Origin of the sequence: Nocardia sp. NPDC059177, assembly GCF_042755165.1 — a bacterium.
Lineage (GTDB): Bacteria > Actinomycetota > Actinomycetes > Mycobacteriales > Mycobacteriaceae > Nocardia.
The window spans coordinates 1-20,769 of the sequence record NZ_JBHZBX010000019.1; the positions used below are offsets into that span (position 1 = coordinate 1).

Annotated in this window: 13 protein-coding genes and 1 pseudogene; 9 read left to right on the forward strand and 5 right to left on the reverse strand. The window is 70.2% G+C overall.

Annotated elements, in window-relative coordinates:
• Positions 1 to 306: 306 nt before the first annotated feature.
• Positions 307 to 672, reverse strand: coding sequence for a hypothetical protein (locus tag ACFXK0_RS22125; RefSeq protein WP_379412526.1), 366 nt, complete (start codon positions 670 to 672; stop codon positions 307 to 309).
• A 323-nt stretch (positions 673 to 995) separates the two neighbouring features.
• Between ACFXK0_RS22125 and ACFXK0_RS22130 the strand changes: the two genes are divergently transcribed.
• The 4 genes from ACFXK0_RS22130 to ACFXK0_RS22145 all read left to right on the forward strand — a co-directional run bounded on the left by ACFXK0_RS22130 (position 996) and on the right by ACFXK0_RS22145 (position 12,717).
• Complete coding sequence (locus ACFXK0_RS22130) at positions 996 to 1,610, forward strand: GNAT family N-acetyltransferase (protein WP_379412527.1); 615 nt, start codon at positions 996 to 998, stop codon at positions 1,608 to 1,610.
• Complete coding sequence (locus ACFXK0_RS22135; protein ID WP_379412528.1) at positions 1,603 to 7,908, forward strand: SDR family NAD(P)-dependent oxidoreductase; 6,306 nt, start codon at positions 1,603 to 1,605, stop codon at positions 7,906 to 7,908. Before ACFXK0_RS22130 ends, ACFXK0_RS22135 begins: the two co-directional genes overlap by 8 nt.
• A complete protein-coding gene (locus ACFXK0_RS22140) occupies positions 7,905 to 9,239 on the forward strand; it encodes an aminotransferase class I/II-fold pyridoxal phosphate-dependent enzyme (protein ID WP_379412529.1) in 1,335 nt (444 codons plus the stop codon). Before ACFXK0_RS22135 ends, ACFXK0_RS22140 begins: the two co-directional genes overlap by 4 nt.
• 190 nt (positions 9,240 to 9,429) lie before the next feature.
• Complete coding sequence (locus ACFXK0_RS22145; protein ID WP_379412530.1) at positions 9,430 to 12,717, forward strand: DEAD/DEAH box helicase; 3,288 nt, start codon at positions 9,430 to 9,432, stop codon at positions 12,715 to 12,717.
• A gap of 35 nt (positions 12,718 to 12,752) precedes the next feature.
• On the opposite strand, the gene ACFXK0_RS22150 is transcribed toward ACFXK0_RS22145, so the two are convergent.
• Together ACFXK0_RS22150 and ACFXK0_RS22155 are read right to left on the reverse strand one after the other, a co-directional pair.
• Entirely contained in the window at positions 12,753 to 13,208 is a 456-nt protein-coding gene (locus ACFXK0_RS22150) for a PTS glucose transporter subunit IIA (protein ID WP_379412531.1), read from the reverse strand.
• The gene (locus tag ACFXK0_RS22155; RefSeq protein ID WP_379412532.1) at positions 13,205 to 13,435 is read right to left on the reverse strand and encodes a glucose PTS transporter subunit EIIB; all 231 of its coding nucleotides are present in this window, start codon (positions 13,433 to 13,435) and stop codon (positions 13,205 to 13,207) included. Before ACFXK0_RS22155 ends, ACFXK0_RS22150 begins: the two co-directional genes overlap by 4 nt.
• A gap of 205 nt (positions 13,436 to 13,640) precedes the next feature.
• On the opposite strand from ACFXK0_RS22155, the gene ACFXK0_RS22160 reads away from it, so the two are divergent.
• From ACFXK0_RS22160 to ACFXK0_RS22180, 5 genes and pseudogenes are all read left to right on the forward strand, one after another.
• On the forward strand, positions 13,641 to 14,987 hold the full coding sequence (locus ACFXK0_RS22160) for a PTS transporter subunit EIIC (RefSeq protein WP_379412533.1): 1,347 nt from the start codon (positions 13,641 to 13,643) through the stop codon (positions 14,985 to 14,987).
• A gap of 6 nt (positions 14,988 to 14,993) precedes the next feature.
• Complete coding sequence (gene ptsP, locus ACFXK0_RS22165; protein ID WP_379412534.1) at positions 14,994 to 16,658, forward strand: phosphoenolpyruvate--protein phosphotransferase; 1,665 nt, start codon at positions 14,994 to 14,996, stop codon at positions 16,656 to 16,658.
• 37 nt (positions 16,659 to 16,695) lie between these two features.
• Positions 16,696 to 17,859, forward strand: a complete 1,164-nt coding sequence (locus ACFXK0_RS22170; RefSeq protein WP_379412535.1) for an N-acetylglucosamine-6-phosphate deacetylase — start codon at positions 16,696 to 16,698, stop codon at positions 17,857 to 17,859.
• The gene (gene nagB, locus ACFXK0_RS22175) at positions 17,859 to 18,638 is read left to right on the forward strand and encodes a glucosamine-6-phosphate deaminase (protein ID WP_379412536.1); all 780 of its coding nucleotides are present in this window, start codon (positions 17,859 to 17,861) and stop codon (positions 18,636 to 18,638) included. Before ACFXK0_RS22170 ends, nagB begins: the two co-directional genes overlap by 1 nt.
• A gap of 1 nt (position 18,639) precedes the next feature.
• Positions 18,640 to 19,355, forward strand: a pseudogene (locus ACFXK0_RS22180) (copper homeostasis protein CutC).
• On the opposite strand, the gene ACFXK0_RS22185 reads toward ACFXK0_RS22180, so the two are convergent.
• Positions 19,352 to 20,005, reverse strand: a complete 654-nt coding sequence (locus ACFXK0_RS22185; RefSeq protein WP_379412537.1) for an HD domain-containing protein — start codon at positions 20,003 to 20,005, stop codon at positions 19,352 to 19,354. The pseudogene ACFXK0_RS22180 and the gene ACFXK0_RS22185 overlap by 4 nt on opposite strands.
• A gap of 69 nt (positions 20,006 to 20,074) precedes the next feature.
• The gene (locus ACFXK0_RS22190) at positions 20,075 to 20,737 is read right to left on the reverse strand and encodes a class I SAM-dependent methyltransferase (RefSeq protein ID WP_379412538.1); all 663 of its coding nucleotides are present in this window, start codon (positions 20,735 to 20,737) and stop codon (positions 20,075 to 20,077) included.
• Positions 20,738 to 20,769 lie beyond the last annotated feature (32 nt).

Genomic DNA, 20,769 nt, shown 5'->3' on the forward strand with positions numbered 1-20,769 from the left:
TCCTCAACCGGGGGGTATGAGAAGCGGAACCAATAATAATATTGGCACTGACATTCATCGACACACTATTGAGTTCTCAAAGAACACACGCACAAACATCCACCCACAACATCGAGACGGGGTTTCAGCAGGGCAAGGGTTCACACTTTAGCTCAGACCATCCACCGGAAGCAAGTCCCGATACCATGACCCTGAACACAAGATCAGTCAGGCGCTCATCGTCCTACCTCGTTTCCCTGCCTCTCGGCCGGGTCGGTGTCCGTGTCGCTCTGACTCGAATTAAGTTACGCACCGCCGAACACGAAGTCAAATCGACTGGTCGGAGCGGGTTTCGATGACGATCGGCTGGAATAGCCGCGCATAAGGCGGCCCGGCCAGGAAGTTGCGGCAACTCCGGCGCAGTAAGTCGGGCACGGCTGCCGGATCGCTGTATCTGCCGTCCAGGTCGGCGAGGACGAGCGATAGGTCGCCGGCCAATCCTGCCAACTCGGGGCGCAATCCCTCGTCGAGATATGCCAATCGGTAGAGGAGTTCGTCGAGCCGGCAGGCGAGGTCGAGCAGGGCCGGTGTGTCGAGGCCGCGGGCCAGGGCTTCGGCTGCCAGCATGGGCAGGTCCTCGGGGCACAGCTCGCCGAGTGCGAACGATTCCGCGGCTCGGTGCAACTCATCCATACCGCCAGGGTGGCGTTCGCCGCGGGTGCGGTCAATCGAATTGCGGTGACGGCATACCGGGCGGGGAAGCGCTGGCCGGCGGCCGAGGCAGCGATGCACATGCTGCTACGATGATCGTGAAATCCTTTGTGGCACCGCACAAATCGATCCGGGACTCACCGTACGAAACTTACAAAACACGGCAAGTTGATCGAACCGGCGAGGGTGTTCGGCGGTTCGGGTTAGCCTGACGACCGCCCGACTGCCGAGGCGATCCCGACGTCCCGGAGTACGCGCAGATCGTTTGAGGTACAACAGTTTTGACATCGAAGCTCAGTCCCGTCGTGCGCACTGCGACGCGGGCCGACATCGCCGGGATGGTGGATGTCCTGGCCGGGGCCTTCGCCTATGACGACCCCATCGACGAGTACATCTTCCCGGACGAGGCCGTGCGCAGACGGCGCGCGCCCCGGATGCTGCGGGCCATGATCACGCACCGTTTCCTGCCCGCGGGCGGGGCGGAGGTGGCGCTGCTCGAGGATCGCGTGGTCGGTGCGCTGCTGTGGTACCCGCAGGGGTACCGACCGGGTGGGTTGCGTGAAATGATCGCTGGCCCACAGCTTCTCGCGGCGATGGGTGGCGCGGTGCGGCGTGGGATCGAGGTGGACGCGGCGATGGAGCGCGCGGCGCCGGCCGAACCGCACTTCTTCCATGTGTATCTCGGGGCCGACCCGACCGTGCAGCGCAGCGGTGTCGGGCGCGCACTGTACGCGTCGTTCACCGAGCGGGCGGACCGGGAAGGCGCCGCGATCTGCGGGATCTGCAAGGACGCCAATGTGGACTACTACCAGGTGCTGGGCAACGAGCGCGTCGGCGCGGTGCGCCTGGGCGAGGCGGGGCCCGAGCTGAACATCATGGTTCGCCGGCCCCGGCAGAACGGGAGGACTCCTCATGCCTGACATCGCCATCGTCGGTATCGGCTGCCGCTATGCCGGCGGCATCGATTCGCCGGAGTCCTTCTGGGACTTCGTGATCGGCAAACGCGACGGAGTACGCGAGATCCCCGCGGACCGCTGGGACTGGCGGCGCTATTACGACACCGATCGGCGTGCGCCCGGTCGCATGTACACCAAGCGGGCCGCGTTCATGACCGGGGATCCGTGGGAGTTCGACCCGGAATTCTTCGGGATCTCGCCGCGCGAGGCGACGGCGATGGATCCGCAGCAACGGCTGGTGCTCGAGGTGGCGTGGGAGGCACTCGACGACGCCGGGATCGCGGGGCGCAGCGCGGGGTCCTCGCTGGGGGTGTTCGTCGGGGCGTTCACACTGGATCAGCTGGCGACCTCGGTCGGGCCCGCGCTGCCGCACGTGGACCTGCACACGGCGGTCGGGGTGTCCTACACGATGCTGTCGAACCGGATCGCGTACGCGCTGGACCTACAGGGGCCTGCGGTCACGGTGGACACCGCCTGCTCGTCGTCGCTGGTCGCGCTGCATCTGGCGTGCCGGGCGATCGCCGACGGCGATTGCGAGCTGGCGGTGGCCGGCGGAGTGAATGTGATGGTGCAGCCGGAGACGTTCGTGTCGATGTGCAAGGGCGGGTTCCTGGCGGCGGACGGGCGCAGCAAGCCGTTCGACGCGTCCGCCGACGGGTACGGGCGTGGTGAGGGCGCCGGGATAGTGGTGCTGAAGAAGCTCGCCGACGCCGAGCGCGACGGGGACCGGATCTATGCGGTGGTGAAGGCCACCGGGACCAATCAGGACGGGCGGACCACCGCGATCACGGTGCCCAACTCCGATGCACAGGAAGCATTGGCGCGCACCGTCATTCGCCGGTCGGGTATCGAGGCGCGCGATATCACCTACGTGGAAGCGCACGGTACCGGTACGCCGGTGGGTGATCCGCTGGAGCTACGGGCGATCGGGCGGGCGTACGGGGTGTCGACGGGGCGGCCGGAGCCGCTCGGGGTCGGGTCGCTGAAGGCGACGCTGGGGCATACCGAGGCGGCGTCGGGGATCGCGAGTGTCATCAAATCGGCGCTGGCGGTGCGGCATCGGACCATTCCGCCGCAGGGGTGGCTGGATACGCCGAATCCGGACATCCCGTTCGACGAGTGGGGTATCCGGCTGCAGACCGAAGCGGAGCCGGTGGGTGGCGAGGTCGAACGGATGACGGTGGCCGTCAACGGGTTCGGCTACGGCGGCACCAATGCGCACGCGATCCTGGAGGAGTACCGGCCTGCCGAGAAGTCCCCGAGGGAGCCTGAGTATTTCGGTGTGTTACCGCTGTCGGGGCGATCCGAGAACGCGGTGCGTGAGCTGGCCCGCGCGGTGGCCGAGCGGATCGCCGACGGCGCGGACCCGGCGGCGCTCGCCGAGGCGGCGTGGCGGCGGCGGCAACACCATCCGGTGCGGGCCGGGATCGCGTTCGGCGATGACACCGAACTGGTGCAGGGACTGATCGATCTCGCGACGGGTGCGGGGAGAGTGGGCCGCACCGTGGCCAAACGGGCGGCCGAGCCGGTGTTCGTCTTCACCGGCATGGGTCCGCAATGGTGGGCTATGGCGCGTGAACTCCTCACCGCGGACGGGGTTTTCGCTGTCGAGGCGCGGCGGGTCGACGCGGAGTTCCGGGCGGTCGCGGGCTGGTCGATCATCGAGGAACTGCTGCGGCCGGAGCCGGAGTCGCGGGTGGCCACCACCGCGGTCGCGCAGCCGGCGAATTTCCTGGTGCAGGTCGCGCTGTACGCGGCGCTGCGGGCACGCGGGATCGTGCCGGCGGCGGTGGTCGGGCACAGTGTGGGCGAGGTGTCGGCGGCGTATGTGACCGGCATGCTGTCGCTGCGCGACGCCGTGCTGGTCAGCTGTCAGCGGGCGCGGTTGCAGGCGCGGACGGCGGGGTCCGGTGGGATGCTGGCGGTCGGGCTGGGGCCGGACCAGGTGCGGGAGTATCTACGGGAGGACGACTCGGTCGATGTCGCGGCGGTCAACAGCCCGTCGGCGGTGACGCTCGCCGGGGCGGTCGACCGGCTGGACGAGATCGCCGAGATCCTCACCGCGCAGGGCATTTTCGCGCGCCGGTTGAAGGTCGAGGTGCCGTATCACAGTCAGCTGATGGACCCGATCCTCGACGAGCTCCGTGCCGAGCTGTCCGGACTGACAGTCTCCGAACCACGAATTCCCCTGTACTCCACGGTGACCGGTGAACTGGTGTCCGGCGCCGACTGGGATGCCGAGTACTGGTGCGCGAATGTGCGCAGGCCGGTGCGGTTCGCCGCGGCGACGGCAGCGCTGGTGCGGGCGGGACACCGGGTGTTCCTCGAGGTCGGCCCGCATCCCGTTCTCGGTGCGAATATTCGCGAGATCCTGATCGGGGCGGGCGAGACCGGCACCAGCATCGCCACGCTGCATCGCGAGCAGGCCGACGCGCACAGCCTGCGCCGGGTCCTGGGCGAGCTGTATGCCGCCGGCGCGCTCGACGTCGACGCGCTGTTCGGCCAGGTGGACGGTCCGACGCCGCATGTCGATCTGCCGCGGTATCCGTGGCAGCGGACACGGCTGCGATCGGAACTGCCCGAGATGCGGCTGTTGCGGCACGGCACCGCCGGAGCACGGCCGATGCTCGGTGATCCGCATCCCGACGATCCGGCGACCTGGCGGCTGCAACTGTCTATCGCGGCGCAGCCGTGGCTGGCCGATCATGTGGTCAGCGGGACGACGATGCTGCCGGGGGCGGGATATCTCGATGCGGCGTTGAGCGCGGCCGCGGTCCGGTCGGAGTCGGATCAGGTTGCGGTGGAAGGGGTTCGGTTCGTCGCGCCGTTGATCGTCGACGGTGGGGACGCGCCGGTCGTCGAGCTGCACGTGGAGGATTCGACCGGGCGGTTCACGATCCGGTCACGGGGCGCGGCCGGATCGGTGTGGACGGTGCACGCGGTCGGCCGGCTGGTCGAGGGGGCCTACTCCCCGGTCGTCGCCGAGCTGCCCGACCCGACCGCGATGGCGCCGGTCGATCCCGCCGACTTCTACACGGGGCTGGCCGCGGCCGGGCTGGAGTACGGGCCTGCCTTCCGGCGGGTCACCGAGATCCTGCTGGCACCGGCCACGGTGGTGGCCCGGCTGGACGGGTCGATCGGCTGGGAGACAAGCCATCTCGCGCACCCGGCGGTGGTGGACGCGGCATTGCAGACGGTCGCGGCGCTGCTGGCCGGGCACGGCGGGGCCGCCGAGGGGGCGATGGTGCCGGTCGGCGTGCACTCGGTGCGGCGGCTCGCGGCGCTGCCCCGGGAGGTGACGGTGCTCGCGCGGCTGTCCGCCGATGCCGCACCGGTCGCCGATATCGATCTGATGGATGCCGACGGTGTGGTGTGCCTGCAGGTCAGGGGTGTGCGGTTCGGGTCGCTGACGCCCGGTGCCGGTCCGTTGCAGCGGATGACCGACTTCTTCTACGAGGATCGCTGGGAGCTGCGCGACCCGGTCGACACGAGTGCGTTGCCGCCGGTCGACGACGTGTTCACGGTGGTACTCGGCTACGGCGCCGGGGTGGACGAGCGGGTCGAGCGGGTACACAAGGCGGTGGGTGCGGCATCGGTCGTCGTCGTCCTGGCCGACACCGACGAGGACCTGGAAGACCAACTGACACAGCAGCTTCGCGCTGTCGCTGCCGAGCGGCTGCATGTCTGTGTGGTGCCGGGGGCCGCCGCGGACGACATCGCCGCCTTGTGGACCTTGCGCCGTATCGCGGTGACCCTGGACGCATTCCTCGACGCGCGGGGCGCCGAACTCGGTGTCGACCAGCCGATGACCGGCGACGGGTCGGTGCACGCGACCGTCGTGACCGCGCACGCGTACGCGCATCCGTCCGACCCGACGCCACCGGATCCCGGGCAGGCCGCGGTCGCCGGCGCGCGCCGGGTGCTGCTCAACGAACAGTCCCGGCTGCGGTGGCGGTTGGTCGACATCGATGCCGAGGTGCCGCGGGCGGAGCTGGCCGCCGAACTGGCTGTGCCGGGTGCGTTCACCTACGACCTCAGCGACGAGATCGTCCTGCGCGCCGGGCTGCGCTGGACCACCGTGGTCGACCGATCGCTGCCGCGACGGCTCGACGCGCTCGACACACCCGAGCCACTCACCGATCCCGAGGCGAACTTCCGGCTGGAGCTGCCTCGGTCGCGCACCTTCGCGCGGCTGGGCTGGCGGCGGTGCGAGCGTCGCGAGCCGGGGCCGGGCGAGGTCGAGGTGCGGATGCGCGCGGTCGGGTTGAACTACAAGGACGCGCTCAAGGTGATCGGCGTGCTCGGCGAGCGTGAACTGGCGCCGACGTATTTCGGGACGGTGCCGGGGATGGAAGGCGCCGGGCACGTGGTCCGGGTGGGTGCCGGCGTCACCGAGCTCGCGGTCGGTGACGCGGTGGTGGTGACCTCGAAGGGCATGATCGCGCGGTATCACACCACCGACGCCGACCTGATCGCCCGCGTGGCCCCCGAGACCGATCCCGGCCGGTGTACCAGCGGCACGGCCTTCGCCACCGCCGAGCACTCGCTGATCGCGCTGGCCAGGGTGCGCGCGGGTGAGACGGTGCTGGTGCACGGTGCCGCCGGTGGCGTCGGCACAGCGGCAGTGCAGATCGCGAAGCTGCACGGCGCCCGCGTGATCGGCACGGCGAGCACCGAGCAGCGGCGGGCCCGCGTACTGGCCGAAGGCGCGGATCACGTGCTGGGGTCGCGTTCGCTGACCCTGGTCGACGAGGTGCTCGCGCTCACCGGCGGACGCGGGGTCGACGTGATTCTCAGTACCGCGCCGGGTGAGTTGCAGCGCCAGAATTTCACGATGGTGGCCGAATTCGGGCGCATCGTCGAGATCGGCAAGGCCGAGATCTACTCGGGCGGAGTGCTGGAGCTGGCCGCGTTCGACAAGAACATCGCCTACTACTCCTTCGATCTGGACCGGATGCTCGGTGCGCGGCGCGCCGAGGTGCTGGATCTGGTGCGGCAGGTCAATGCCCGGCTCGACGACGGCACCTACCGGGCGCTCCCGTTCACCAGCTATGGCACCGCCGAGGTCGGACCGGCGTTCGAGGCGGTCGCGCGGTCCACCGGGGACGGCCGGATCGCGCTCGATCTCACCGAGGACGCGCCGCTGGTGCGGCCCATGCTGCCGGAGGTTACCGTCGACGCCGACGCCGAGTACCTGATCACCGGCGGGTTCGGTGCGTTCGGGCTGGCAACCGGGCGCTGGCTGGTCGGGCGGGGCGCGCGGCGGTTGACGCTGGTCGGGCGCGGTGGCGCGCGGACCGACGCGGCACGCGCGCAGCTCGCGACCTGGGCGCAGCAGGGCGTGCTGGTCAGCGGTGAGCAGGTCGACGTGACCGATGCGGCGGCGGTGGCGGCGGTGATCGGGCGCGCGCACAGCGCGGCGCATCCCTTGCGCGGGGTGTTCCACACCGCGGGCGTGATCGACGACAAGCGGGCCACCGTGATGGACGTCGACAGCTTGGCCACGGTGTACCGGCCGAAGGTCGACGGTGTCCGCGCGCTGGTGGCCGGGCTGGACGCGGCGGGTGTGCGGCTCGATCAGTTCGTGCTGTTCTCCTCCGGGTCGGCGATGTTCGGCGCGGTCGGTCAATTCGCTTACACCGCAGCCAATTCCGCATTGCACGCGGTCGCCGACAGCGTGGTCCGGGCCGGTGGGGTCGCGCTCGCGGTCGGCTGGGGGCACATGTCCGGCGGTGGGATGGCGGCCGCGGACGAGAGCATCGCCCGCTATCTGCGGACCACCGGCTTCGATTCGCTCGACATGGACGAGGGCACGCGGTATCTCGAGCAGGCGCTGCGACTCGGCGTCACGCAGGCCGCGATCATGCCGATCGACTGGGCGAAGGTGGCGGCCACCGCGCCGTTCTTCGCCCAGACCGGACGGCTGGCCACACATATCGCCGCGGCGGCACAGGATGATTCGGCGGCGTCGCGATTGCGGACCGAGCTCGCCGGACTCGACGAGGACAAGCGGGGTGAAGTCGTGGCGTACATGCTGGCCGAACAGCTGGCGCAGGTGATGGGTGTCGCGGCGGATTCCATCGATCTGACGGTGCCGGTGCCCGAACTGGGGCTGGATTCGCTGATGGCGGTGGAATTCGGTGCGCTGGTGTCGAAATCGCTGGGTGTGGAACTGATGTCGATGAAGATGGGGCGCTCGTTCAGCCTCGAACAGGCGGGGGCGCGGGTGGCCGAGGCGATCGTGGACGGGGTCGCGGTATGAGCGAGTCGGCGCGGGATCTGGCCCGGCGGCTGCTGAACTCGACCGGCGAGGCGGCGCCCGCGAAGCCGCAGCGGCCGCGCCGAGGGCCGGGGCGGCAGTTCGCCGATCATCCCGAAGTGGCGGCGATGGCACACAAGCGCGCGTCGATCGAGGCGGTGTACGCGCAGTTCGGGATGCCGAACCCGGTGTTCCTCACCCGGGAGAGCCCGAACGACACCGTGATCCGTTGGCAGGGACGCGAATTGGTGAACTTCGGCGCCTACAACTATCTCGGGCTCGGCAATCATCCGAAGGTGGTGCAGGCGGCCAAGGACACCCTCGACGCCTATGGCGCCTCGGCGTCGGCGTCACGGATCGTCGCCGGGGAGATCCCGATCTACATCGAGCTCGAACAGCGACTGGCCCGGATGTACGACGTCGGCGACGCGCTGGTGACGACCAGTGGATATCTCACCAATGCCGGGGTGATCGGGTTCCTGCTGCGGGCCGGTGACGTCGCGATCTGTGACGCGCTGATCCATCGCAGTGTGGTGTCGGGGGTGCAGTGGGCGGGGGCGCGGCAGCTGTCGTTCCGGCACAACGATCCGGAGTCGCTGCGGTCGGTGCTGCGGATGGCGCGGGGCAATTTCGATCGGGCGCTGGTGGTGCTGGAAGGGCACTACAGCATGGACGGCACGATCGGGCGGATCGACGAGTTGGCCGCGGTGGCCAGGGAATTCGATTGCGCGGTGATGGTGGACGAGGCGCATTCGCTCGGGGTGTTCGGCGAGACCGGCAGCGGGGTGCGTGAGCATTTCTCGATGGCGGGCGGCGAGGTCGACCTGTGGATGGGGACGCTGTCGAAGGCGCTGGGCAGTTGCGGTGGGTTCATCGCCGGTGACGCGGACCTGATCGGCGCGATGAAGGTCAGCGCGCCCGGGGTGGCGATGCTCAGCGGCGGGCCCGCACCGTCCACCATCGGGGCGGCGCTGGCCGCGTTGGACGTCCTCGACGCCGAACCTCAGCGTCTCACCCGGCTGTGGTCCAACGCCGAGCTGTTCCACACCCTGCTCGCCGCACGCGATATCGACCTGGGCGTCTCCGAACGCACACCCATCTGCCCGGTGCTGGTACCGCAGGAGTTCCGCGCCGGCTACGTCTCGGCGCGTCTGCTCCAGCACGGCATCTACGCCGGCGCCATCACCGCCCCCGCGGTCCCCGTCGGCAGCGAACGGCTGCGCTTCTTCCTCACCTCCGAACACACCGACGACCAGCTCCGCCACACCGCCGATCAGGTGGCCGACGCGGTCGAAGCCGCCAGGGAACTCCCCGACCTCGGCGGGATGAACTGAAGGCGCGCAACCGGACTCGCATGGCGCCCAGGATCCCGGTCGCCAGCCGAGCGAGTTGACCCGCCCGGCGGATTGCGGTCGGGGGGTCGCGCCACGCGCGGCGGGAGCTCGGGGGGTCGTGCCTGGGGATTCGCAATCGCGTAGCGTTGGTGGGGTTGTCAGCATGGTGGCCGACGGATTGGGGTGCATCGTGGGCGGATCCGAGCACGCCGCGCGGCTCGTACGTTTCTGGCAGACCGTGGAGTTGTTCGGTCCGCATCGTGTTCCCGAGGTCGGTCCGGTGGCCGACGGGCTCGTCGTCGAGCTCGCCGCCGAGGAACCGGCGCCCTGGGAAGACGGTGCCACGCTGCCTGCGTTGCGAGCCGGGCGAGGGTGGCAGTTCGTGGTGTACGGCGGGTTGTTCGAGATCGGCCGGGCGCGTGAGGCACTGGTGCGCGCCTTCGGCGACGATCGGCTCGAACCCGATGCCCGGCGCACCGGCACCACCGCGGCGTTCGCGGTGACGGTGACCGCCGACGGCACCGTCGCCTGCGGCTCGGCGACCCTGTCGAGCCTGGCGTGGGCGGTGAACCGGCTGCGCGAACCCGGCCCCGCAGATCCCGGCTGGGCCGAGGGATTCGACCACGACTCGGCGGCGTTCACGGCCGCCTTCGACACGCTGACCAGGGAAACCGCGGCGACACCGGAAGCCGATCAGCAGGTGACCCGCTGGCTCGATGTCGCGGGGCGTGGGGTCGGCGCCTCGCTGATCGCGGCGGGCGCGGACGGCGTGATCTCGCCTGGGCTGGCGGGGATGTCGGCGCTGGCGTTCGCGCAGCGAGTCCGGCCCGAGGACACCGAGGACGCGGTCTGGCCGCCGCGCGTGACCGGACGTGACCTGCAAACCTTCACCGGCGAACTGTGCAGTGCGCTGGGTATCCGATCCGAGTTGCGGGCAGGCGGGGTGCGGGTGGCCTGTCTCCAGGTCGCCACCCGCGACGCCGACACGGTCGAGGACCGGCTCAACAGCGGGCTCGACTCCGATCTCGGCGCGCTGGCCGAGGCGGTGGAACGCGGCGATATCGGTGCCGCGCTGCGCGATTACCTCGCCGCGACCGCGACCCTGCCCACCGACGACCGCATCGACGTGCGCCGCAGGCAGGACGCGGTCGTCGAAGGGCTGCTCCCCCACCTGGTCCCCGACGGGCGCTGGCCGGGTGATCCGCTGGTGTCGGGCCAGCAGTTCGCCGTCGACCGGGCCATGGCCGAATTGCGCGACGACGCGGGCATCTTCGCCGTGCACGGCGCCCCCGGCACCGGCACGACGACCATGCTGCGCGATCTGCTCGCCGGCATCGTGGTCGAGCGGGCCGCGCAACTGGCCGGCTTCGACGACCCGGCCGCGGCATTCACCGGCATCACCGAACAAGTGCAGGTGGCCAGGAATTACACCGTCGGCGCGCATCGGCTCGCACCGCAGGTCACCGGGTTCGAAGTGGTGCTGACCACGGGCAGCGACGAAGCGGCCGCCGCGGTGGTCGCCGAACTACAGCAGCGCGATGCCGTCGATCCCGCCTTGCCGCTCAACCACTTCACCGAGCTGGCCGAACTCGTCGGCGGTGCACCCGCGTGGGGACTGGTGGCCGCCGCGCTCGGCGGCGCGCGCCGGACCTACGGCGAGCAGTTCTGGTTCGGGGACCGGTTCGCCACCGAACGCAAGAAGGAGCCGTCGTCGAGCGGGATGCTCGACATTCTCAAACAGGCCGAGGCCGACCCGGATTCGATTCCGGACTGGTCGACCGCGGTGCGGGACTTCGCGGGGAAACGGGCCGAGGTGCGCAGGCTGGCACAGGAGCGCCAGGACGTCGCCGACGCGGTCGCCGAACTGCCGGACATGCACACCGCGTTGCAGTCGATGGCCGACGAGATCGCCGAAGCCGACGACGCGCACGCGCACTGGCGCGACCGTCATCACGAGGCGAACGAGCATCTGCGGGCCGCGCAAGCCGCACATCACCGGGCCGGGAAACTGCTCGGGGAACACAGTGGGCAGAAGCCGGGGTTCCTGGCGTCGTTGTCGACGGGGTTCCGGGCGGGACGGCGGTGGAGTGCGCACAGCAACGAACTGCTGCGGGAACGTCATGCGGCCGAGGCACAGATGCGCAGGCGCCAGAGCGAGGTCGACTACACCCGCGAGCAGTGGGCGCAGGCCGCCGAGCACGGGCGCGGGCTCATCCGCGACCATCTCGCACTGACCACGCGGCGCGAGAACGCCCTCGATGTCATCGAGCGGGCGCGTGAGAACTGGTCGCGCACCATCCCGTTCGGTGATGTGGCCTGCGACGAGGAACAGTTCCAGCTGTGCAATCCGTGGGCCGACGAGCAGTACGCGACGGCGCGGCGCGAACTGTTCGTGTCGGCGTTGAAGCTGCACCGGGCGTTTCTGCTCAATGCCGCGCCGCGGGTGCGCGACAACCTGATCGTCGCGATCGCGTTGATCCGCGGCGAGCTCGGGGTGCCGCCGAAGACGGAGACGGTGGCGGCGGCGTGGCAGACGCTGTTTCTCGCGGTGCCGATGGTGGCGACGACCTTCGCGGCCCTGCCTGCCTTGTTCGCCGGGGTGGGGCGCGAGGCGCTGGGGTGGTTGTTCGTCGACGATGCCGGGCAGGCGGCGCCGCAGGCAGTGGCCGGCGGTCTGTGGCGGACGCGGCGGGCGGTGATCGTCGGTGATCATCGTCAGCTCGGGCCGGTCGGCGTGCTGCCGACCTCGGCGCAGGAAGCGCTGGTGCGCCGGTACGGGCTCGAGCGGGAGTGGATGCCCGATCACGCGACGGCGCGCAGCGCGGCCGATCGCGGCGTGCGCTACGGGACCTGGCTGACACCGGCCGATGCCGACCGTCCGGTGTGGGTCGGGACGCCGTTGCGGGTGCACCGGCGCAGTGATCTGCCGATCTTCGAGCTGACCCATCGCATCGCCTACGACGACGACCTGCTGTTCTTCGGCACACCGGAGCGTCCGGAGTTCCCCGGCGGCAACCGGTGGATCGATGTGCGCTCCGTCGGCGCCGAAGGGAACTGGATTCCCGGCGAGGGTGACGCGCTGGCCGCACTGCTCGGGCAGCTGGCCGAGGACGGGGTCGCGGCCGCCGACATCCGGGTGGTGAGCCCGTTCCGCGATGTCGCCCACGGTGCGCAGGAGATCGCGCGCGAGCTGCTCGGCGCGGAATTCGCGGCACGGCAGGTCGGGACCGTGCACGGGATGCACGGCGACTCGGCCGAGGTCATCGTGCTCGTCCTCGGCACCGCCCCGCCCGCGGGCGGCTCGCGCCGCTGGGCGGCGGCGAACCCGAACGTGCTCAATGCGGCGGTGTCACGTGCACGCCGGCGCGTCTATGTGATCGGCAACCATCGATTGTGGAGCAGCCAGCGGTATTTCGACGAGCTGGCGGCACACTGGCCGGTGACGGCCGAGCCGGTACGTCACGCAGTGAGCCGGTAGCAGCGCGGTCGTGAGTTCCGTTGCGGCGCGGGCGGTTACGGCGTGTCGAACAGGGGGGTGCCTGATTCGACGGTGGTGCCGAGGGTGGAGGGGTGGATGGAGTCTTTTTTGGAGTCCATGACTACGACGGGGCAGATGGGGGCGTAGTCGGTGCCGTCGAGGTTGGTGAGGTCCCAGGTGACGATGGGGGTGCCTGCGGTGACCTCGTCCTTTTCGGCTGCCAGGAGGTCGAAGCCTTTGCCCTGGAGTTTGACGGTGTCGATGCCGAGGTGGACCAGGACGCCGACGCCGTTGCCGAGGATGACGAAGGCGTGGGGGTGGAGTTTGAGGATCTTGCCCGCGATGGGGGCGGTGACGGTGAGGGGGCCGCGGGTGCGGTCGGGGTCGACGGCGACGCCGGAGCCGACGAGCTGACCGGCGAAGACCTGGTCGGGGACATCGGCGAGGGCGTGGACGGTGCCGGGCAGAGGAGCCAGGACGGGCACGCTCACAGGATGTCCTCGATGTCCTCGGCGAGGGTGTCCGCTTCGGGGCCGACGACGACCTGCACGACCGAACCCGCCTTCAGCACACCGTGGGCGCCCGCGGCCTTGAGCGCGGCCTCGTCGACCTTGCCCGCGTCCTTGACCTCGGTGCGCAACCGGGTGATGCAGGCCTCGATCTCGACGATGTTCTCCGCGCCACCCAGACCCTGGACGATCGCTTCCGCTTTGGACATGTGTTCTCCCTTTCCGCGGTGGTTGCCGGTACCAGTATGGGAGCCTCGGATGTGCGCCACGTCATATTTCGCGGTTGACATCCGACGGCCACCTGGTCAAACTTACAACTGGTTATGACCGGACAGTACCCGTCAGGGTCACTGGTTCACAACAGTTCTCCCGGATCGCCGCCAGCGCCGGTCCGGCTCGTCGAAGAGGGTCGACATGACTGCCGTTACCGACAGCCCCAAGCAAGAATCGAAAGTGTTCGCGGGATTGCAGCGCCTGGGTCGCAGCCTCATGCTGCCGATCGCGGTGCTGCCCGCGGCGGGCATCCTTTTGCGGATCGGCCAGGACGACCTGCTCGGCCGGTTCTCCGCGCTGCACAGCACCGCCGCTGTCATCTCGGCCGCGGGCCAGGCGGTGTTCACCTGGCTGCCGCTGATCTTCGCGGTCGGTATCGCGATCGGCTGGGCCAAGAAGGCCGACGGGTCGACGGCGATGGCCGCGGTGGTCGGCTACATGGTGCTCGACGGCGTGTTCAAGGCGATGTCGCCGATCGTGCTCGACGGCAAGACCGACCCCAAAGGCGCCCAGGCGCTGATCAACTACGGCGTGCTCGGCGGCATCGTGATGGGTCTGCTGTCGGCGATCCTGTGGCAGCGGTTCTATCGCACGAAGCTGCCGGATTTCCTCGGCTTCTTCAACGGCAGGCGGCTGGTGCCGATCCTGACCGCGGTGACCGGCCTGGTGGTCGGTGTCGGTATGGCGTTCCTCTACCCTGCCTTCAACTCCGCGCTGACCTGGGTGGGCGAGACCGTCGCGGACAACTCCGTGCTCGGCGGCGGCATCTACGGCGCGGCCAACCGCATGCTCATCCCCACCGGCCTGCACCACATCCTCAACTCCACCGTCTGGTTCCTGGTCGGCGACTACACCGACGCCTCCGGCCAGCTGGTGCGCGGCGACCTCAACCGCTTCTTCGCCGGCGACCCGACCGCGGGCACCTTCATGACCGGCTTCTTCCCGATCATGATGTTCGCCCTGCCCGCCGCGGCACTGGCCATCTGGCACAACGCGCGCCCGTCGCAGAAGAAGCTGGTCGGCGGCATCATGCTCTCCACCGGCCTGACCGCGTTCGTCACCGGCATCACCGAGCCGCTGGAGTTCTCGTTCATGTTCGTGGCGTGGCCGCTGTATGTGGTGCACGCGATCCTGACCGGTACCTCGATGGCGCTGGTGAACGCGCTCGGCATCCACGACGGCTTCACTTTCTCCGCCGGCGCCATCGACTATCTGCTGAATTTCGGTAAGGCCACCGACGCGTGGTTGCTGATCCCGATCGGGCTCGGCTACGCGGTGATCTACTACGTGCTGTTCAGCTTCGTGATCAAGAAGTGGAATCTGCGCACACCGGGTCGCGAGGCCGAAACCGATGTCGAGGCAGGCGAACCCGACGTGGCGGCTGTCGAAGCCGAGGCCGCCCTGACCGGCACCGGCGACACCCGCACCGACGCGCCGCTGGTGGCCGAGACCGAAGCGAAGCTGGACAAGAAACTGGAAGGTGAGTGACGCCTGATGCCCGAACAGGTGATCCGTGGCCTCGGGGTGAGTCCCGGAGTCGTGTCCGCGCCGTGGCTGCGGTTCGGTTCGCAGCTCGAGACCTCCGCCCAGGATCCGGTCGGCGGCTCCCCCGAGGAGGAGCTGGCCAGGGTCGAGGCGGCGCTCGGCGGGGTGGCCGAGGAGATGCAGGCCCGCGCGAAACGGGTGACCGGCGTCGCCGCGGAGATCCTGGCGATGTCGGCGACGATGGCCCGTGACCCGGGCATCGTGGCCGCCACCAAGAACGAGCTCGCGGCCGGGATGCCGACCGCGCACGCGGTGCACCTGGCGTTCGAGGGGTTCTGCGCGAAACTCGAGGCGCTCGGCGGGTACATGGCCGAGCGGGCGACCGACCTGCGCGATATCGGCGGGCGGACGGTCGCGGTGCTGCTCGGCGAGCCGATGCCGGGCATTCCCGAACCGGGGTATCCGTTCGTGCTGGTCGCCCGGGATCTCGCGCCGGCCGACACCGCGATGCTCGGTGACAGCGACGTGGTCGGACTGCTGACCACCGAGGGCGGGCCGACCAGCCACACCGCGATTCTCGCGAAATCGCTTGGCCTGCCGGCGGTGGTGAACTGTCCGGGCACCGATCAGCTGATCGCGGACGCGCCGGTCCTGCTCGACGGCAGCACCGGCGACGTGATCATCGACCCGAGCCCGTTGCGTCAGCAGGCCGCGATCGAGCAGGCGGCCGCCGATGCCGCCCGGCTCGCGGCGGCGAGCGGACCGGGACACACCGCCGACGGGACGCCGGTGCGGCTGCTGGTGAACATCGGCACCGTGGACGACGCGGTCAAGGCGGGACCGGTCGACAGTGAGGGGGTCGGCCTGTTCCGCACCGAGTTCATGTATCTCGGCAAGGCGGTGGCACCGTCGCTCGAGGAGCAAACCGCCTCCTACACCACGGTTCTCGAACAGTTCGCCGGGCGCCGGGTGGTGGTGCGCACGCTCGATGCGGGGTCCGACAAGCCGCTGCCGTTCCTCGACCTGGGCACCGAGGAGAACCCCGCGCTGGGTGTGCGCGGGTTGCGGATCGGCACCGTCTTCCCCGACACCCTCGCCACCCAGCTCACCGCGCTCGCGCGGGCGGGCGCGGCTACCGGGGCCGAGCTGTGGGTGATGGCACCGATGGTCGCCACCGCCGACGAAGCCGCCGGATTCGCCGCGCTGGCACGGGAATCCGGGTTGGCGAAGGTCGGCGCCATGATCGAGATCCCGGCGGCGGCGCTGCGGGCGGCCGATCTGCTCGCGCACCTGGATTTCGTCAGCATCGGCACCAACGACCTGAGTCAATACACCTGCGCGGTCGACCGGATGGCCGGTGGGCTCGCGCATCTGCTCGATCCGTGGCAGCCCGCGGTGCTGGATCTGATCGCGATGGTCGGCGCGGCGGGCACGGCGGCGGGCAAGCCGGTCGGTGTGTGTGGTGAGGCGGCGTCGGATCCGGCACTGGCACCGGTGCTGGTCGGGCTGGGTGTGACGAGTCTGTCGATGTCGACGCCGGCGCTGCCCGCGGTGCGCGCGGCGCTGTCCGGGGTGGATATCGAGGTGTGCCGGGATGCGGCGGACGCGGCGTGCGCGGCACGGAACCCGCAGGTAGCGCGGGAAGCGGTGGCGGCGATCATCGGACGCGCGTGAACCCCTGGAAATCCGCGCCGGGTGTGTGGTGCGTGCCGTGACCGGGATTCTTCGTGGTCGGCTCGTCGGGGCAGCGACGGGAGACATCGCCGACGGCGTCGTGGAGTTCGTGGACGGCCGGATCACCTGGGTCGGTGCGGCGGCGGATCATCCTGCGCCCGAGCGTCTTCCGGACGCAGGCCCGGATCTGGTGCTGCCGGGACTGATCGATCTGCACTGTCACGGCGGGGCCGGGTTCGGGTTTCCCAATGCGGATGCGGCTGGGGCGCGGGTGGCGGCGGCGCATCATCGTGGGCAGGGCAGCACCGGTTTGCTGGGGAGTCTGGTGTCGGCGCCGCCCGAGGTGCTGGTCGAGCAGGCGGCGATGCTGGCCGATCTCGTCGAGGACGGCGTGCTGCTCGGGGTGCATCTGGAGGGGCCGTTCATCAATGCGACACGGTGTGGCGCACAGGATCCCGCCGCGATCATCCCCGGTGATCCGGCACTGTTCGAGCGGATTGTCGCGGCGGCGCGGGGCACCGTCCGGTCGATGACCTTGGCGCCGGAGACCGCGCAGTTCGACGAACTGCTCGCCGCCATGCGCCGTCACGGTGTGCTGCCCAGTCTCGGGCACACCGATGCCGACGCCGCCACCACCGCGGCCCGGATCCGCGCCGCGGCGGGTGCCCCGATCACCGCGACACACCTGTTCAACGGGATGCCCGGACTGCATCACCGCTCCCCCGGGCCCGTCGCGGCCTGCCTCGCGGCCGCCGGGCGCGGGGACATGGTGGTCGAATTGATCGCCGACGGTGTGCATCTGGCGCCGGCAACCGTAGCGATGGTGTTCGACACCGTCGGGCCGGACCAGATCGCACTGGTCTCGGATGCGATGGCGGCGGCGGGAATGAGCGACGGCGACTACCGGCTGGGGGCCCTGGAGGTGCGGGTGCGCGACCGGGTCGCCCGGCTCGCCACCGTCGACGGATCACCGGGCGCCATCGCCGGCGGCACGGCCCGGCTCCTCGATGTGCTGCGGTGGACGGTGCGGGAAGCCGGGGTTCCGCTCGGCGCCGCGGTCACCGCCGCCACCCGCACACCCGCGCGCGTGCTCGGCCTGGACCGCGGCACCCTGACGGTCGGCGCGCGGGCCGACCTGCTCGTCACCGACCAGTCACTGCAGCCGCGACGGGTGTTCGTCGCCGGAACGGAGGGAAGCTGATGGAAATCGTCATCCGGGCGGACGAACACGAGGTGGCGCGCACGGTCGCCGATATCGTCGGCGGGTATGTGGAGCGCGGGAACGCGATCCTCGGGCTGGCCACCGGGTCCTCGCCGCTGGGCAGCTATCAGGAACTGGCGCGCCGGTACCAGGCGGGCGTGCTCGACTTCACCACGGCGAGCGCGTTCCTGCTCGACGAATACGTCGGGCTGCCGAAAGAGCATCCGCAGTCCTACTTCTCGGTGATCCGCTCGGAGTTCGTCGACCACGTGAATCTCGACGCCGCGCGGGTGCTGAGCCCCAACGGCGAAGCCGGCGACATCGCTGGTGAGGGGCGCCGCTACGACGCCGCGATCGCCGCGGCGGGCGGAATCGATGTGCAGTTGCTCGGGATCGGCACCGACGGGCACATCGGATTCAACGAGCCCGGTTCCGCGCTCACCTCGCGGACCAGGGTGAAGACGCTCACCGAGCAGACCCGTAAGGACAATGCCCGCTTCTTCGACGGCCCGCAGGACGTGCCGCATCATGTGCTCACCCAGGGCCTGGGCACCATCTGCGAGGCCGGGCATCTGGTGATGATCGCGCTCGGCGCGGGCAAGGCCGACGCTATCGCGGCCGCCGCCGAGGGTCCGCTGTCGGCGTTCTGCCCGGCCTCGGTCATGCAATGGCATCGCCACGTCACCGTCGTCGTCGACGAGGCGGCGGCGAGCAAACTGAAACTGGCCGGCTATTACAAGTACGCCCTCGCCAACAAGCCCGCCTGGCAGTCGTTCTGAGATGACCGCGCTCGAGTTCGCGGTCCAGGACGTGGCGGGCGCCCGGCTCGCCGGGCAGCTCGGCGCGGACCGGGTGGAGCTGTGCTCGGCACTGGGCAGCACCGGCGGGCTCACGCCGAGCAGCGGACTGATTGAGGCAGCGGTGGCGACCGGGATTCCGGTGCACGTGCTGATCCGTTGCCGCCCCGGTGATTTCGCCTACGACGCCGACGAGGTGGCCGTCATGGCCGCCGACGTGGTCGCGGCCGTGGCGGCGGGTGCCGCCGGTGTCGTAGTCGGCGCGCTCACCGAGCGACACGAACTCGATGTGCCCACGCTGACCCGGCTGGTCGACGGCGTCCGCCCGGACAGGTTCAGGTCACGTTCCACCGGGCGATCGATCAGGTGCCCGATCGCCGTGCCGCACTGGACGCGCTGACCGAACTGGGCGTGCGCAGGGTCCTCACCTCCGGTGGCGCACCCACCTGCGCCGCCGGCCTCGCCGCCCTGACCGCGATGGTCGAGCACGCGGGCCGCCGGATCGAGATCATGGCGGGCGGCGGCATCCGCGTCGCGGACATCCCCGCCCTGCACGCCACCGGTGTCGACGCCATCCATCTCTCCGCCCGCAGGCCACTACCCGGTGCTGCCGGACCCGGCGGTGGCGGCGCCGCCCGCGAGGTGACCGATGCCGTGCTGGCGGTCGCCGCCACGGCCGCGCTGCGCGAACTCGGTTAGCTCCGTTCGATCAGGATCTGTTCGGCTTCCACCCGGTCGCACTGGAAAGCGGCGCGGACCGCGTCCATGGCGGCATCCCGCTGTCCGGCGGCGAAGAGCTCGTCGATGGCGGTCCATTGCTCGATGGTGGGCGGGCTGACCGTGAGGTCGAGGCGGCGTTCCAGGCGGGCCCACATGCGGGCGACAGTGGGGTCGTCGGCGAGCAGATCGCCGAGGTGGGCCTTGAACAGGGCGTGCTCGGTGCGGTACATGCCCATCCAGCCGCTGTCGGGCGGGCTGGCCTCGGCATTGGCGGTGCGGTCGGCGAGCTTGAGGATGACGGCGGGCGGGTGCGCCGCGATCTTCGCGTAGGCGTCGAGATTGCGGGCCTTGCGGTCGGTGCCGACACCGGTGACCGCCCACACTAGGTCGAGAACCGCACGGCCGAAACGGGTTTCGACCTCCTCGGCGGTGACCGGGGTGTCCTCGATGACATCGTGTAACCAGGCCGCGGTGCCGTGCGCCCCGTCGTAGCCGAAGTCGCTGAGGACGCCACGGACGGCGGCCAGATGGGTGATGTACGGCGACTGCCCGTACTTCTGGTCACCGTGCGCCGCGCGGGCGAACTCGCGGGCCTCGGCTTCCTGCTGCGCAACGCTGTCGAACTCCATGTGGCACCCCCGTGCTCGAATGTTTCGTCGTCACCGACCCTAGTCGAGCACACCGACAGAAACCGCCGATCAGGGCAGCTGGGCGGGCTTCACCGCGGTGAGGATGCCGGTCTGGTCCCGGCTCTGGGTGTAGGTGAGCTCGGCGAAGCCGAGGTCGCGCAGCGGGTCGGTGTACTGGCGGATGTCGGTCTGGACGAAGGCGTCGGCGTCGTGGAACACCGACAGCACCGCCCGCATCCGGGGGGTGGGCGACGCGTCGGCGAGCAGCAACCGGCCGCCGGGCCGCAGCACCCGCCACATCTGCGCCAGCGCGGCCGCGCGCTGCGGCTCCGGGATGTGGTGCATGACGAAAGTGCAGGTGACAGCATCGAATTCCGCGTCGGGCAGTGGCAGCTCCTGCGCCGGTCCGACCTCGTAGCGATGATGGGCGGCACGATCCCGGCCGCGGTTGTCGGCGATCGCGGTGGCCGAGGGGTCGACACCGACCGCCGTACCGCGCGATCCCACCGCCGCGCCGAGCGCGCGCACGAGTTTACCGGGGCCACAGCCGATATCGAGGGCGTGTTCGCCGGGACGCGCGCCCGACAGTGCCACGAACTCGCGCAGCAGGCGACGATGCCTGCCCAGGAAGAACAGCGCGGTGAACACGTTGTAGCGGCGCAGACCGGCGATGACCAGGCCGGTGCCCGCGTCGTCGACGAACATGGGAGTGAGAAGCTGGTTTCGGGACATGCGTTCATGGTCGCCGCGCCTGCGCGCATGCC